The organism is Acinetobacter colistiniresistens (assembly GCF_024582815.1).
Lineage (GTDB): Bacteria > Pseudomonadota > Gammaproteobacteria > Pseudomonadales > Moraxellaceae > Acinetobacter.
Genome location: NZ_CP102099.1, coordinates 3,283,986 through 3,298,741 on the forward strand (window position 1 = coordinate 3,283,986; position 14,756 = coordinate 3,298,741).

A 14,756-nucleotide genomic window follows, 5' to 3' on the forward strand; every position below is an offset into this window, starting at 1 on the left:
CAACTTATCTCGCAGCAGCCTGAATTGCTGCTTTCATATCTTTTACTGCTTGAGTCAAACCAACAAATACGCTATCTGCAATGATCGAATGACCAATATTTAATTCATGAATTTGTGGAATCGCAGCAATCGCAGCAACATTGTCCAAATTCAAACCATGACCAGCATTCACCACCAAACCTTTAGCGGCAGCATATTCTACACCTTTGATAATACGCGCCAATTCAGCTTTTTGCTGCTCATCTGTCTCGGCATCAGCATAAGCGCCCGTATGGATTTCAATGGTCGGCGCACCACATGCCACAGCGGCATCAATCTGAGCCAAATCTGCATCAATAAATAAAGAAACATCACTACCAATCGCTTTGAGCGCTTCAGTTGCAGCCTTGACCTTTTCAAAATGACCAACCACGTCCAAACCACCTTCCGTGGTGACTTCCTGACGACGCTCAGGCACGAAACAAACATGTTGTGGCTGTATCTCTTTGGCAAATTCAACCATTTCATCCGTCACGGCCAATTCGAGATTCATTCGTGTTTTTAATAATGGACGCATACGACGTACATCATCATCTTGTATATGGCGGCGATCTTCACGTAAATGCAAAGTAATCCCTTCAGCACCCGCTTCTTCACAAACCAAAGCAGCCTGAACAGGATCAGGGTAAGTTGTACCACGTGCCTGTCTTAACGTCGCAACATGATCAATGTTTACACCTAAGATTGCAGCCATAAAAAATATCCTATCGTTTATCTCTTTGTTTACATCATCAATGCATCAAAGAAATCAAGTTTGCGTATTTTGAATCCAGAGTTGACGGCTTTTCAACGGCCGATCACCTAACAATGAGCTAATCATTTGGCGATATAGTTTACCTAATAATTGCAGTTGTTCGGGAGAAAAATTCTGACCATCTTCATAACATTGCATTGATGCAATCAAAGCCCCTGCAAGCGAAGAGCGCGAAGCTTGTGAAACTGGTAAAAAACCGTCATTGAGCTGAAATTGATAGTACCGAAACGGCAAGATTTCCTGCTGATTTGCATCCACTGAAAAATCAATTGCATAACCTAATTCTTGCAGCAAAACATGCTCAAACTGACGTAATATTTGCCGCAAAAATAAAGCCGCTTGCTCATGAGAAGCCAATTGCTGTAATTGTAATAATATCAATTGATATTGTTCAAAGCTTTGTGGCATGGCCTCTTCTAGAGGACATAATCGCAATAAAATTTCATTTAAATAAAAACCGGCAAAAAAAGCATCACCATGAAAAAACACAGGCTGATTCAGAATTTCAAGTTTGGTGAAATTCTTCAGTTCAGATTTTCCTGTAGCTTGCAAACGAATCGGCTGATATTGCGGTGGTGGAATTTGTCTTAAAATTCCATCCACCCGACCAAACTCTTGTGTGTATAAATGCACAATATGGCTTTTTTCACGATATTTACGATGATGAATCAAATAGCCATGCAGGACTTCATTACGCATCATAGAACGATACTAGTCCTTTTCTTTTTCATCCTTTTTATCATCACCGTCTGGGATTACAGCACCCACAACCGCAGCTGTTCCCTTTACGACCCCTTTCGTGGTTTTATAAGCCACTTTGACCGGGACGGTAACAACTTTAGTAATACATCCTTGTAACAAAAAGATGCAGGATAAAACCATGAGTGCTTTAATCATTCCGAATCCTTTTAAATATCGCTATAACCCAAGCTTTTTAAAGCACGCTCATCATCAGACCAACCCCCTTTGACTTTCACCCAAAGTGTGAGCATGATTTTCTGTTCAAACATTTTTTCCATGTCTGCACGTGCATCCATTCCAATACTTTTCAGCTTTGCACCTTTGTCACCAATCACAATCGCTTTTTGACCTTGGCGTTCTACAAAAATCGTTGCATCAATATAAGTACAAGGTGGTTTTAAACGACCTGTTTTTTCGTTCACAGTCGCTTCTTCAGTTTTAAATGATTCGATTTGTACGGTCAAATCATATGGAAGCTCTTCACCCAACTGACGCATGATTTTCTCGCGAATGATTTCACTCGCAAGGAAACGTTCAGAGCGATCGGTAATCTGATCTAATGAATACAAAGGCGGCTGATACGGCAAATATTTCTCAATGGTATCGCGCAGGTGTTCCAGATTCGCTCCACGTAGTGCAGAAACAGGAACAATCTCAGCAAAGTTCATTAACTTTGCACGCTCGCGAATCAGTGGTAAAGCTTCATTTTTATTTTCAAAAGTATCTAACTTATTGATCACAAGAATAACAGGCATTTCTGCATTTTTAAGTTTTTCCAAAACCAATTCATCGTTTTGAGTCCACTTCTGTGCATCCACCACAAATAAAACCAAGTTCACATCACGCAATGCTGAGTGCGCAGCACGGTTCATCATCTTATTGATGGCACGTACTTCTTTTTTGTGCATCCCTGGGGTATCAACAAATACGGCCTGAGATTTCTCACGTGAATCAATTCCCACAATCTTGTGACGCGTAGTTTGTGGCTTACGTGAAGTAATCGATAACTTTTGACCCAGTAAATGATTCATCAACGTAGATTTACCTACGTTTGGGCGACCGACAATAGCAACAAAACCGCTTTTAAAATCTGAAGGAATGGTAGTTCCTTGAGAGCTAAAAAATTGATCAATTAAGTTATTGCCATCTTGCTGTTCAATTGCTTCTGGCTTATTTTCATTTGATTGAGACATCAGGTTATTGCTCCAATAATTTTAAAATCTCTGCCGCTGCCGTTTGTTCGGCAAAACGACGACTTGAGCCCTCGCCTATAATTTTTGGCAATCCCGTTACATCACATTCCACTTTGAAATGTTGGTTCGGGGCATCACCTTGAATATCTACAACCTCGTAAACTGGGAGAGGTTTTTTACGTGCTTGTAAATACTCTTGCAAACGTGATTTCGGGTCTTTCAGTTGATCTGTCGGTTCGATATGATCCAGATATGGTTCATACCATTTTAGCACAATGCGTTCCAGCAAGTTGAGATCATTACTGTCTAAATAAATAGCACCAATAATGGCTTCTACGGTATCCGCCAAAATCGACTCTCGGTGATGTCCACCAGATTTTAACTCGCCTGTGCTTAAAATTAATGACCGGCTTAATTGCAAATCATTTGCGATTTTTCCCAACGCTTCCTGTCGAACCAAAGTCGCACGCATTCGCGTTAAACGACCTTCATTTTCCAATGGATAGGCATTGTACAAATAATTTGCGACGATCATCCCTAATAATGAATCGCCTAGAAACTCTAGGCGTTCATAATTATGTTTATGGCTAACCGAGCGATGGGTCAAAGCCAGCTTTAACAAGTCAAACTGTTTAAACTGGTGACCTATGCGCCCTTGCAGCCGTGTATCATTGAGCTTGTTTTGCAGATTTTTGGTCAAAAGTCTTCTCAAAGGTCATAACTAAACTGATATTCAGCATGAAAGGCTTACGTATTTCATACTTCTTCATCACCACAAGATCATCTTTATAAGTCACTTGCGCAATATCTTTAAAACGCAGATCACGAATCCCGTTCATATCAAAACGCTGATCCATCTGAGACGCGAACTTACTTGGCGTAGTATTCGGAGGGCTATCTTTTAATAAGCCCTCAATCTGAGTATTAATCAGTTTATCGTCCCAGTATGCTGGCCAAATCGCAATTGCTGCCTTAACAGCAACTGCAAATAAAACCACCCCAAATAAAATTGCAATATACGAAGTCCCTTGTTGAGATTTACGCATCTATCTATTTCCTATCTATTTTTATTAGTCAATCTTACCATTTCGGTTAAAACTTGGAAGATTAAAACCAGGTTCTTTATGCATCCATACATAAAAAGCTCGACCTGTTAAATTCGCCTCAGGTACAAAGCCCCAGAAACGACTGTCTGCACTTTGATCACGGTTATCACCCATGGCAAAGTATTGCCCTTTTGGTACAGTCACTTCCCAATCTTGACCATTACTTTGAATAAACACATCATTTTCTTTGGCCACAAATGGGATTAATGCTTCAGCACCTCGCAATTGTGCAAACTGGAATTGCTCAACCAAAGGATTTCGCCCTTCCAAGTAACGGACTAAATGCTGATGCTCACCTAAGGTTTCTTTAAAGTAAAGTGCAGTTGGCGTATCTTGCTGGTCTTTCTCACGCGAGTATTGTGTCTCTACCTTTGCGACTTGCTGACCATTAATAATTAATTGCCCATTTCTGAATTGAACATGGTCACCAGGCACACCAACTACGCGTTTAATATAGCTAATCGTTGGTTGTGGCGGATAACGGAATACGATCACTTCTCCACGTTTTGGCTCACTAACATCAATGATTTTAGCGTTCACGATGGGTAAACGCACACCATAATCAAACTTATTCACCAAGATAAAATCACCCGTTTCTAAGGTCGGAACCATAGAATCTGATGGAATATTAAATGGTTCATATAAGAAAGAACGTAGCACCAGCACAACAGCTAACACAGGCCAAAAGTCATATGCCCATGTAATGACAAAATTCTCTTGATTACGCCCTCGTGTTGCACGCTGTTTCAATACCAACTTATCCAGTAACCACACCAAAAAGAAAATTAGTGTTGCTGGTACCAGAATCAAGTTAAAATCAAAATCCACAAACCCTCTCTTGCAGTTTCACTGCTCGTCGTTCGACTGGGTAAAGCAGTATGCCTCCCCAGCCTCATGTTTCTTTATCGATCAACTTTCAATACAGCTAAGAAAGCCTCTTGTGGGATCTCGACACTTCCCACTTGCTTCATACGCTTCTTACCTTCTTTCTGCTTCGCGAGAAGTTTCTTCTTACGTGAGACATCACCGCCATAACATTTAGCCAATACGTTTTTACGCATGGCTTTCACGGTAGAACGGGCAATAATTTGCGCACCAATCGCCGCCTGAATCGCAACATCATACATTTGGCGAGGGATAAGATCTTTCATCTTCTCAACCAATGCGATACCACGATGGCGCGCATCTTGACGGTGACAGATCATTGCCAAGGCATCGACCTTTTCGCTATTGATTAGAACATCAACCTTAACCAGAGCTGAACTCTCAAAACGTACAAAGTTATAGTCTAATGATGCAAAACCACGTGAACACGATTTTAATTTATCAAAGAAATCCATGACCACTTCTGCCATTGGAATTTCAAAAGTAATTGACACTTGATTACCCAAGAACTTCATATCTTTTTGCACGCCACGGCGCTCAATACACAAAGTCATGACATTACCCAGATATTCTTGCGGCACCAGAATATGACATTCAGCAATTGGTTCACGTAGATCTTCAACTGTTGAACCATCTGGCATTTTTGAAGGACTGTCGATATAAATAATATCGCCCTTCTTGGTCAATGCTTCATAAATAACGGTTGGCGCAGAACTGATCAGATCAAGATCGTATTCACGTTCTAATCGCTCTTGTACGATTTCCATGTGCAGCATGCCCAAGAAGCCACAACGGAAACCAAAGCCCAATGCATCCGAACTTTCAGGTTCGAAAAATAAAGCCGAGTCATTGATCTGTAATTTTTGCAGCGCTTCACGGAATGGCTCGAAGTCACTCGAATCAATCGGGAACAGGCCCGCATAGACCTGCGGCTTAACCTTTTTAAAACCTGGTAAAGTTGTAACTTCTGGTGTTGCTGCAAGGGTAATGGTATCCCCCACTGGCGCGCCAAAAATATCTTTAATACCTGCAATCACGAAGCCCACTTCACCCGCTTCGAGGATGTCAGTTTCGGTATGCTTCGGATTAAATACCCCCACTGAAGTTACTGGATGTGTTTGGCCTGTCGATTTCACCAACATCTTGTCGCCCTTACGGATACGACCTTGTTTGATACGAACCAACGATACAACACCAAGGTAATTATCGAACCATGAGTCGATAATCAACGCTTGTAAAGGCGCATCACGATCACCTTCTGGTGCAGGAATCACATCTACCAAACGCTCTAAAACACCCTCAACCCCCAAACCTGTTTTTGCTGAACAGGTTGGCGCATCAGTCGCTTCAATTCCGATAATTTCTTCAATTTCGTGAATTACACGCTCTGGTTCTGCTTGCGGTAAATCAATCTTGTTTAAGATCGGTAAAACTTCCAGACCTTGCTCAATTGCGGTATAGCAGTTTGCGACAGACTGTGCTTCAACACCTTGCGCAGCATCTACGACCAACAATGCACCTTCACAGGCTGCTAAAGAACGTGATACTTCATAAGAGAAGTCAACGTGCCCTGGAGTATCAATAAAATTCAATTGATATTCTTGACCATTTGGATGCATGTAGTACAAGGTTACCGATGCAGCCTTAATGGTAATCCCACGTTCACGCTCAAGCTCCATAGAGTCTAATACTTGAGCTTGCATCTCACGATCTTGTAAGCCACCGCACATTTGAATAAAACGGTCAGCCAAAGTCGACTTACCATGGTCAATATGAGCAATGATCGAGAAATTGCGTATATTTTTGATATCTACGGATTTTTTAGCTTGCGCCATGGGTTACCTTAAGAAAAATAGAACGCTCTATACTTCAGAAAAGTAAGGAGCCAAATGGTTTAATAAAATTGCTCGGGATTATAACAGAACAGCTTTTCAAAGTATTCAAAATAATAAAAGCTTTCATTGCGAAGACTGAACAATTTACTCACATTTAAGTCAATCAAACTGCTTCATATGAAATAGAGAAATCCATTGGATCTAAATCAGCAGCAATTGGCTGGTAAGCTTGGCTAAAACTCGGTGACATCCGCTTTGGTCGCCCTGAAGCAATTTCAATGCACGCCCATTTGGTATTGCCAACAAATAAAATGCTCTGATCTTTAGGGCGATAGAACGCATACTGGCGGAATGAATAGAGTGCATTAATATCATCCAGCCATGTCCGTAGAATGATTTCCTCACCCTCCAGTGCTGCCTTGCGATATTGTACGTGATGCTCAACTGCCACCATGGCGTGTTTCAGCTCGAGATATTGAGCTAGGCCTAAACCCAATGTCTCGATATGCGCTGAAGCAACATCTTGCATCCACTGGATATAAATGACGTTATTGACATGCCCCAATACATCGATATGTTTAGGCTGAACCTGTATTTTTAAATCAAAAATCGTACTCATAATTTTGCGTATTTCATCACGACCAACGTTTCGCTAGCTACACTAGTCTAAACACAACAGGATTTCAAAATAAAAACCACCCTAATTCTAGAGTGGTTTTTATTTAAGTAGTATTCAATAAAATTTAAATCTTAAGGTAAACGCAACCCAAGGATTGCACGTTGACCTTGGCGAATAATCGTTACACGCGCAACACTATTCTTCGGCAAGGCCGAAACCGTTCTTGCAAACTGCTGGCTATTGGTAATTGCTGTACCATTCACTTGTACAATCACATCACCAGCAACCAGATTGGATAATGAAGCCGTACCGCCACGCTTCACATCTTGAATTAAGATACCACCACGCACATCTAAGCGCGCTTGTTCAGCTGCGCTTAAATCACGAATACTCATACCCAAACCACTAGTCGGGTTATTTTTCTCAGCATCCGCAGCCGTATCATCTGGCGCAGTACCCAATGTTGCTGAGATCGTACGTGTTTTATCATCACGCAGAATTTCTAATTGAACCGTTTGATTTGGCGCAATACGGTTAAGGGAATAAAGTAAATCGCTAGTACGTGAAATTGGAGCACCATTGGCTTTCAAAATCACATCACCCGATTTTAGACCTGCTTTTTCAGCTGGCGATTTCGGTGCAACCTGAGTAATCAGTGAACCTTCTGGTTTCGGTAATTTATAGGCTTCAGCCAGATTACGATCAATATCCTGCATCATAATACCAAGATATGAGCGAGTCACCTTACCTGTTGTTTTCAACTGCTGTACAACATCCATTGCCACATCGATCGGAATTGAGAAGGATAAGCCCATATAGCCACCCGTACCACTGAAGATACGTGAATTCACCCCAACGACTTCACCACGTTGGTTGAACAATGGACCACCTGAGTTACCCGGATTCAGAGCGGCGTCAGTTTGAATGAAGGGAACAGACGTTTCACCACTCATATTACGTGATTTCGCACTGACAATCCCCGCTGAAGCAGAGTAGTCAAAACCAAATGGTGAACCAATTGCCAATACAGGTTCACCCACACGGAGCTGATCAACATTACCAATTTTTAACTCTGGAAAGTTATTTCCATTGACTTTAAGCAGCGCAATATCGGTACGCTCGTCACTTCCCACAAGTGTCGCATCAAGCTCCCGACGGTCATTCAGGATAATACTGATACGGGAAGCATTTTCAACCACATGACGATTCGTTAATAAATAACCGTCCTTACCAATAAAAAACGCACTGCCATAGCCAGTTTTTTCTTGAGGCCCTTGCTGTTGTGGGATAATCACTTGATTGCCAAAAAAGCGCCGTAAAATTTCAGGGACTTGTTGTTGCAATAACTCTTCCTGAGTCATTTTCTTGACAACATTGACACTCACAACTGCAGGGCTGACCTGCTCAACCAGATTTGAAAAATCTACTGGCGATGCAGCATTGACTTGAGATGCTGCTATCGTAAATACCGCAGCATACATTCCTTGTTGTAAATAGCGACTTTTCATGAAGCAAGAACCCACATACTGATGATTAAAATAAGGTTTAGGTCTATGTTTTTAGCATAACCCTACCATTCTTTTCGTAAAAATATGTTTATATTTTCAATGCATACAACGATCTAGAATGATGAAATGTGAATAAACTATGGAGAAACACGCCATGATCCACTGTCTAAGAATGGTTTTATCTTGGGGAGCTTAATCACAGATTAAAACAATGTACTGAAACGTAATCATTTTCACATTCATACAGTTGGGGCAAAAATTAATAAGCAAATAAATCGCATTCGCTAAAAATTCATTCAATTCTAGGCAGATTAGCCCTTGCCTTTTTGATCAAAAAGCGGTGTCATTAGCGAACGTTTAAAACTGAAGCAGATCGACGACATGCCTGATTTAAAAACAATTCACCATTTTGATGTGATTATTGTGGGCAGTGGTGGTGCAGGTTTAAGCCTCGCACTCTCTTTACCAAGTCATTACAGCATTGCAATTTTAGCCAAGGCGGCATTGACAGAGGCCAGCACCTTCTATGCACAAGGCGGTGTTGCTGCAGTCTTAGACGAAACAGATTCTATTCAACAACACATTAATGACACTATGATTGCAGGCGGTCATCTTTGCGAGTTGGATGCAGTCAAACATACCGTTGAAGGCGGTAAACCTTCGGTTGACTTCCTGCTTAAACAAGGTGTGCAATTTACGCTAGATGAAGATGAACAACTTCATCTCACCCGTGAAGGTGGTCACTCACAACGTCGCATCATTCACTCTGCCGATGCCACAGGTAAAGCCATTTCAACCACCTTAGTTGAACGTGCCAAAGAACGAAAAAATATTACGATTTTTGAAAATTATATTGCGATTGATTTAATTACTTTGCATAAACTTGGCCACCAAAACCAAGCCAATCGTTCAATCGGCCTTTATGCTCTAGATGAATCCAACGAACAGGTTCATACTTTCTTAGCACCATTTACGGCACTTGCCTGTGGTGGTGCAATGAAAGCGTATCTATACACCTCAAACCCAGACATCGCAACAGGCGATGGGATTGCCATGGCTTATCGTGCGGGATGTCGTGTAGCGAATATGGAATTTAACCAATTCCATCCAACTTGCTTATATCACCCCAAAGCCCGTTCTTTCTTAATTACCGAAGCAATGCGTGGCGAAGGTGCTTATTTGCGCCTACCAGATGGCGAACGTTTTATGCTGCGTTTTGATGAACGTGCTGAACTGGCGCCGCGTGATATTGTGGCACGTACCATCGACCATGAAATCAAGCGTTTAGGGATTCGTCACGTCTGGTTAGACATTACCCATAAATCACCCGAATTTATTACCGAACACTTCCCGACACTGTATGCCCGTTTGCTTGAACTCGGTATTGATATCACCAAAGATATGATCCCTGTTGTGCCTGCAGCACACTATACCTGTGGCGGTGTGGTGGTGGATGAACATAGCCAGACTGATTTAGATGGCTTGTATGCCATTGGTGAGACCTCTTATACAGGCCTACATGGTGCTAATCGTATGGCGAGTAACTCATTGCTCGAATGTTTCGTTTATGGCATGAGTGCAGCAGAAGATATTGAACAGAAGTTTGATACTGAGTTTAAATTCCCTGATGTTCCAACATGGGATGAAACCCAAGTCACCGATGCTGATGAAGATGTGGTGATCTTACAAAACTGGGACGAACTACGTTCGACCATGTGGAACTATGTCGGTATTGTGCGTACCACTAAGCGTTTACAGCGTGCCTTACACCGTATTGAAATGTTGAAGCATGAAATCACTGAGTATTATCAGGATTATCGCGTCAGCAAAAACTTGATTGAATTGCGTAACCTAGTGCTGGTTTCAGAAATGATTGTACGTTGTGCAATGGAGCGTAAGGAGTCACGCGGTTTGCATTACACACTGGATTATCCTGAACTTTCGAATGAAATTCGCAAAACGGTGTTAACGCCACCGAATTTTAAAGTGGAACAGCCGTTGGTGAATGACTGATACTTTTAAGTTTTTGAGCTTTTCAAGACGACTTAAAGTTATGATTAGCTATCGCGGTAGGCGACATGGATGTCGCCCGTTGAGCTGCGGCATCAAGGATGTACCGTCAGCTCAACAAAGGATTTTTGTTACTTTTCATCCTTGAAAAGTAAGACATAAGTCATAGTGTTCAAAGCGTGATTTCAAACTTTTTTAACAATAAAAATTGAGAATATAGCTGTTTTTATTTCAAATATTGCAAAGCATCTTCAAACACAACATCCGCATTCTGTGTCGCATCCAATCGCTTCATCCGTTCAGGCTCTGCTTGCCATAAAGTCTCATAACCTGCACGAACTTTAGCAAAGAAACTCAATTTCTCTTGTTCAAAACGATCCAATGCCCCGCGCTCCCGAGCACGGGTCATCCCCAACTCAATCGGCGCATCCAGCCAAAAGGTAATATTCGGCATTTTCGCGACAAAGGTTTGATTTAACAGTTGCAACTTTTCCTGACTCAAACCACGTCCAGAACATTGATAAGCAAAGCTGGCATCAGTAAAGCGATCACTCAACACAATCTTGCCTGCCTGCAATGCTGGTAAAATCACTTGCTGTAAATGCTGTGCACGTGCGGCATAAATCAAAAGTAGCTCAGTATCATGACTCATCTGCTCTTCATGATTCACGGCCAATAATAATGAGCGGATCTGCTCAGCTAAAGGCGTACCACCCGGTTCACGGGTCAATACCACCTCCTTACCTTGCTGTTCAAAGTACTGATGAATTTTACGAATCAGTGTAGTCTTGCCTACACCTTCCGTCCCTTCAAAACTAATAAACATCATTCGCCCTGCTTTTTCTTTGAACGTAGTACAGTTAAATATTCTTGCACTGCCCGATTATGATCGTCTAACGACGCTGTAAATTTATGCCCACCATTACCTGTCGCAACAAAATAAATATTTTTGGCATCATCAGGATGCATCGCTGCTTCAATGGCTTTTTTGCCTGGTAGAGCAATTGGTGTTGGTGGTAAACCATTGATCGTATAAGTGTTATATGCAGTTGGGGTACGCAAGTCATTACGGGTGATATTGCCTTTATAGTTATCACCCATGCCATAAATCACGGTTGGATCTGTTTGCAAACGCATTCCGATTTTTAAGCGACGAACAAATACGCCTGAAACCTGTTCTAACTCACTGTCTAAACTGGTTTCTTTCTCGATAATCGAAGCCATGATCAACGCTTCATACTTATCCTTGTACGGTAAATTCGGTGCTTTCTTTGCCCATGCTTCATCCAGCGATTTCATTTGACGGCGGTATAAATCGGTTAAGATTTTTTTATCTGTTTCACCTTTGGCAAAGAAGTAAGTGTCTGGTGCAAACAGACCTTCTGGATGTGTATATGGAATATCTAACTGCTTTAATAGCTCACTGTGTGGAAGATCAAGTAAGGTATTAGTGACATTCGGATCTTTTTTCAGACTCTGGATCAGCTGTGAAAAAGTCGTTCCTTCAATCACCAAAATACGATTCATCTGCGCATTATCTGCATCAGCCAACATATCCATGACCTGACGAATACTCATTCCCGCTGTCACTTCATAGACACCTGCTTTCATGGTGTCATGAATCATAAACTTCTGATACAGCTTTAAAACTATTGGAAAGTTCACTTTATTTTCTTTGGCTAAACGATCGATAAATCGTGAGTACGTATCACCAGAAGAAATCACCAGAAGCTGTTTCTTACCTTCTACAGGATAATTTTTAAATAAACTTGACCATACAACGCCAAAGCTCCCCAATAGCACAATCATAACGACGATTAAAAAGGCTTTAAAAAAAGAAAATCTGGCTTTCGGTTTCGCTTTAGGCTTTTTCTTACTTTTGCTGGAATTAGGCTGCTTTGGCATATTAATCAATCTGGCTAAGTTTTAAAGTTTCAAATAAATCAAGATAGGGTTGTTGCTCTAAAGCCCGATCATTGAATCGAACAACCGCTTTCATGGGATGTAAGGCATTACAAAAAAATAGATTCTGGATGTGCCCAATCTCATTGATATCGATACATCGCTGCTCACATTCAATCTGGTATTGCTGCATTCTCGATAAGATTCTGGCTCTCATCACACCATGGACGCCATTATAACGAAGTTCAGGCGTAATCCATCGGTCATTTATACGAATAAAACAATTACTGCTCACCCCTTCAACAATATAACCTTGTACATCACTCACCAACGCTTCCAGCCAACCATGTTGATCCGCTTCTTGCTTGAGTAAAACCTGCTCTAATCTATTCAAGGTTTTTAAACCCACCAAATGTGGCATATTCAAGCCCAAGGCATGATGCAACATCCCGCTTTCTATCCATTCAGGCTGAAAAACTTGAGTTGCACGCGGGTAATACCAAACATATACATCAGCAGCATGTAATGGAAGGCTATAGCCTCGATCTCCGATACCTCGACTGATCACGACTTTTATGGTGCCATTGAGACGTTCATTCTGTTGCGCTAAGTGCTGTAAAGAGCTTTCAATAAAACTCAGATCAGCCTCAAGGCTTAAATTTTTACAAGCCAACTGCAAACGTGCAAAGTGTAATTCTTTTAGTTCAAAAATTCCGTGAAAAATACGTGCTGTGGTAAAACAACCATCGCCATAATGAAAAGCTCGATCTAATAAAGGAATGGAATCAATCAATTGTCCATTTTTATAACATTGCATGACCTAAGTACCTATTCACTTTCTGTGAGCCTGATAACAAATACTAAATAACCACTTGATTTTAAACAAGGATGTTAATTTAATTTTCGCCAAAAAAAACAAATCTATATCAATAATTCAGCAAAGCTTAGCTGTTTTATGCAATTGCATTTTTTTCATATCAAATTCGATTTTAATTATTTTTTTTGCAAAAAAACTGACGTTATGCTGCGTACATATTCCAAACAGTGATTTAGTTTTTAAGGGGTCTTTCATGCGTTTATCTCAAGTTAAAGTTGGCATCATTGCCGCACTACTCTCAGTTTCTTCATTTGCTGCACAAGAATTTTTAAATGTGTCTTATGATCCAACTCGTGAACTTTATACAGATTTCAATAAACAATTTGGTACATTCTGGAAACAACGTACAGGACAAGACATTGATTTTAAACAGTCTCATGGCGGTTCAGGTAAACAAGCGCGCGCGGTAATTGACGGCTTAAATGCAGATGTCGTTACGCTTGCACTTGCAGCGGATATTGACGAAATTGCTAAAAATGCAAAATTACTTCCTGCAGACTGGCAAAAGAAATTACCAAACAACTCTACGCCATACACTTCAACAATTGTATTCCTTGTTCGTAAAGACAATCCAAAGCAAATTAAGGACTGGGGTGATCTGGTTAAACCTGGTGTAGAAATCATCACACCAAATCCAAAAACATCAGGTGGAGCACGTTGGAACTATTTAGCAGCATGGGCATGGGCGAAACATCAAAAAGGCGGTAATGACGCTAAAGCACAAGAATTTGTCCGTCAAATTTATAAGCAAACCAAAGTGCTTGATTCAGGTGCTCGTGGTGCAACCACGACATTTGCTGAACGCGGTATCGGTGACGTATTACTGGCTTGGGAAAATGAAGCTTATCTTGCTGTACGTGAACAGCCTGGTAAATTCGAGATTATCACGCCATCCCTCTCAATTCTTGCTGAACCACCTGTTGCAGTCGTAGAAAAAAATGCCGAGAAAAAAGGCAATTTACAAATCGCTCGTGGTTATTTGAACTATCTCTACTCACCTGCGGGTCAAGAGATTGCGGCACGTAACTTCTACCGCCCACGCAATGCAGCGGTATTAAAGAAATATAGCAATGTATTCAAACCCCTAAAATTAGTGACGATTGATCAAGAATTCGGTGGCTGGACCAAAGTGCAAAAAACTCACTTTGATAATGGCGGTATCTTTGACCAAATCGTCAAGCTCAACAGCACAGGCAAATAAAAATCTCCCTTGCGCTGCTATAAACGCAGCTCACCTCTTTAAAAAGAGAGGAATTACACGGATCTTCGTTTAGTTACTAAATTCGT

The 14,756-nt window shown here is 41.2% G+C and carries 15 protein-coding genes; 2 read left to right on the plus strand and 13 right to left on the minus strand.

The window, feature by feature from the left end; translation table 11 throughout:
* Positions 1-4: 4 nt before the first annotated feature.
* From pdxJ to NQU59_RS15785, 10 genes are all read right to left on the minus strand, one after another.
* Positions 5-733: a pyridoxine 5'-phosphate synthase gene (gene pdxJ / locus NQU59_RS15740; RefSeq protein WP_043970491.1), complete on the minus strand. Its 729-nt coding sequence runs from the start codon at positions 731-733 to the stop codon at positions 5-7.
* Between the two features lie 54 nt (positions 734-787).
* Positions 788-1,495: a DNA repair protein RecO gene (gene recO, locus NQU59_RS15745; RefSeq protein WP_005242484.1), complete on the minus strand. Its 708-nt coding sequence runs from the start codon at positions 1,493-1,495 to the stop codon at positions 788-790.
* A 9-nt stretch (positions 1,496-1,504) separates the two neighbouring features.
* Complete coding sequence (locus NQU59_RS15750; RefSeq protein WP_005242486.1) at positions 1,505-1,690, minus strand: NF038104 family lipoprotein; 186 nt, start codon at positions 1,688-1,690, stop codon at positions 1,505-1,507.
* 11 nt (positions 1,691-1,701) lie between these two features.
* Positions 1,702-2,727, minus strand: coding sequence for a GTPase Era (gene era / locus NQU59_RS15755; protein ID WP_005242488.1), 1,026 nt, complete (start codon positions 2,725-2,727; stop codon positions 1,702-1,704).
* A 4-nt stretch (positions 2,728-2,731) separates the two neighbouring features.
* Complete coding sequence (gene rnc / locus NQU59_RS15760) at positions 2,732-3,427, minus strand: ribonuclease III (protein WP_005242490.1); 696 nt, start codon at positions 3,425-3,427, stop codon at positions 2,732-2,734.
* Positions 3,396-3,773, minus strand: coding sequence for a DUF4845 domain-containing protein (locus NQU59_RS15765; protein WP_005242492.1), 378 nt, complete (start codon positions 3,771-3,773; stop codon positions 3,396-3,398). The genes rnc and NQU59_RS15765 overlap by 32 nt, the downstream gene beginning before the upstream one ends.
* A gap of 24 nt (positions 3,774-3,797) precedes the next feature.
* Positions 3,798-4,661, minus strand: coding sequence for a signal peptidase I (gene lepB, locus NQU59_RS15770; RefSeq protein WP_005242498.1), 864 nt, complete (start codon positions 4,659-4,661; stop codon positions 3,798-3,800).
* A 74-nt stretch (positions 4,662-4,735) separates the two neighbouring features.
* Positions 4,736-6,553: a translation elongation factor 4 gene (gene lepA, locus NQU59_RS15775; RefSeq protein WP_257064032.1), complete on the minus strand. Its 1,818-nt coding sequence runs from the start codon at positions 6,551-6,553 to the stop codon at positions 4,736-4,738.
* Between the two features lie 163 nt (positions 6,554-6,716).
* The gene (locus NQU59_RS15780; protein WP_005242634.1) at positions 6,717-7,172 is read right to left on the minus strand and encodes an acyl-CoA thioesterase; all 456 of its coding nucleotides are present in this window, start codon (positions 7,170-7,172) and stop codon (positions 6,717-6,719) included.
* A 131-nt stretch (positions 7,173-7,303) separates the two neighbouring features.
* Entirely contained in the window at positions 7,304-8,680 is a 1,377-nt protein-coding gene (locus tag NQU59_RS15785; protein WP_005242636.1) for a Do family serine endopeptidase, read from the minus strand.
* A 381-nt stretch (positions 8,681-9,061) separates the two neighbouring features.
* Here NQU59_RS15785 and nadB point away from each other — a divergent pair, with 381 nt between their 5' ends.
* Positions 9,062-10,693: an L-aspartate oxidase gene (gene nadB / locus NQU59_RS15790; protein WP_257064033.1), complete on the plus strand. Its 1,632-nt coding sequence runs from the start codon at positions 9,062-9,064 to the stop codon at positions 10,691-10,693.
* A 223-nt stretch (positions 10,694-10,916) separates the two neighbouring features.
* Here nadB and tmk read toward each other — a convergent pair whose 3' ends face one another.
* The 3 genes from tmk to pabC are packed head-to-tail and all read right to left on the minus strand — an operon-like array spanning position 10,917 to position 13,409.
* Positions 10,917-11,516 (minus strand): dTMP kinase, encoded by a 600-nt coding sequence (gene tmk, locus NQU59_RS15795; RefSeq protein WP_005242641.1) that lies wholly within the window; start codon positions 11,514-11,516, stop codon positions 10,917-10,919.
* Positions 11,516-12,595, minus strand: coding sequence for an endolytic transglycosylase MltG (gene mltG / locus NQU59_RS15800; protein WP_257064034.1), 1,080 nt, complete (start codon positions 12,593-12,595; stop codon positions 11,516-11,518). Before mltG ends, tmk begins: the two co-directional genes overlap by 1 nt.
* 1 nt (position 12,596) lies before the next feature.
* Positions 12,597-13,409, minus strand: coding sequence for an aminodeoxychorismate lyase (gene pabC, locus NQU59_RS15805; protein ID WP_043970504.1), 813 nt, complete (start codon positions 13,407-13,409; stop codon positions 12,597-12,599).
* 253 nt (positions 13,410-13,662) lie between these two features.
* Between pabC and NQU59_RS15810 the strand changes: the two genes are divergently transcribed.
* Positions 13,663-14,670: a sulfate ABC transporter substrate-binding protein gene (locus tag NQU59_RS15810; RefSeq protein WP_005242651.1), complete on the plus strand. Its 1,008-nt coding sequence runs from the start codon at positions 13,663-13,665 to the stop codon at positions 14,668-14,670.
* Positions 14,671-14,756 lie beyond the last annotated feature (86 nt).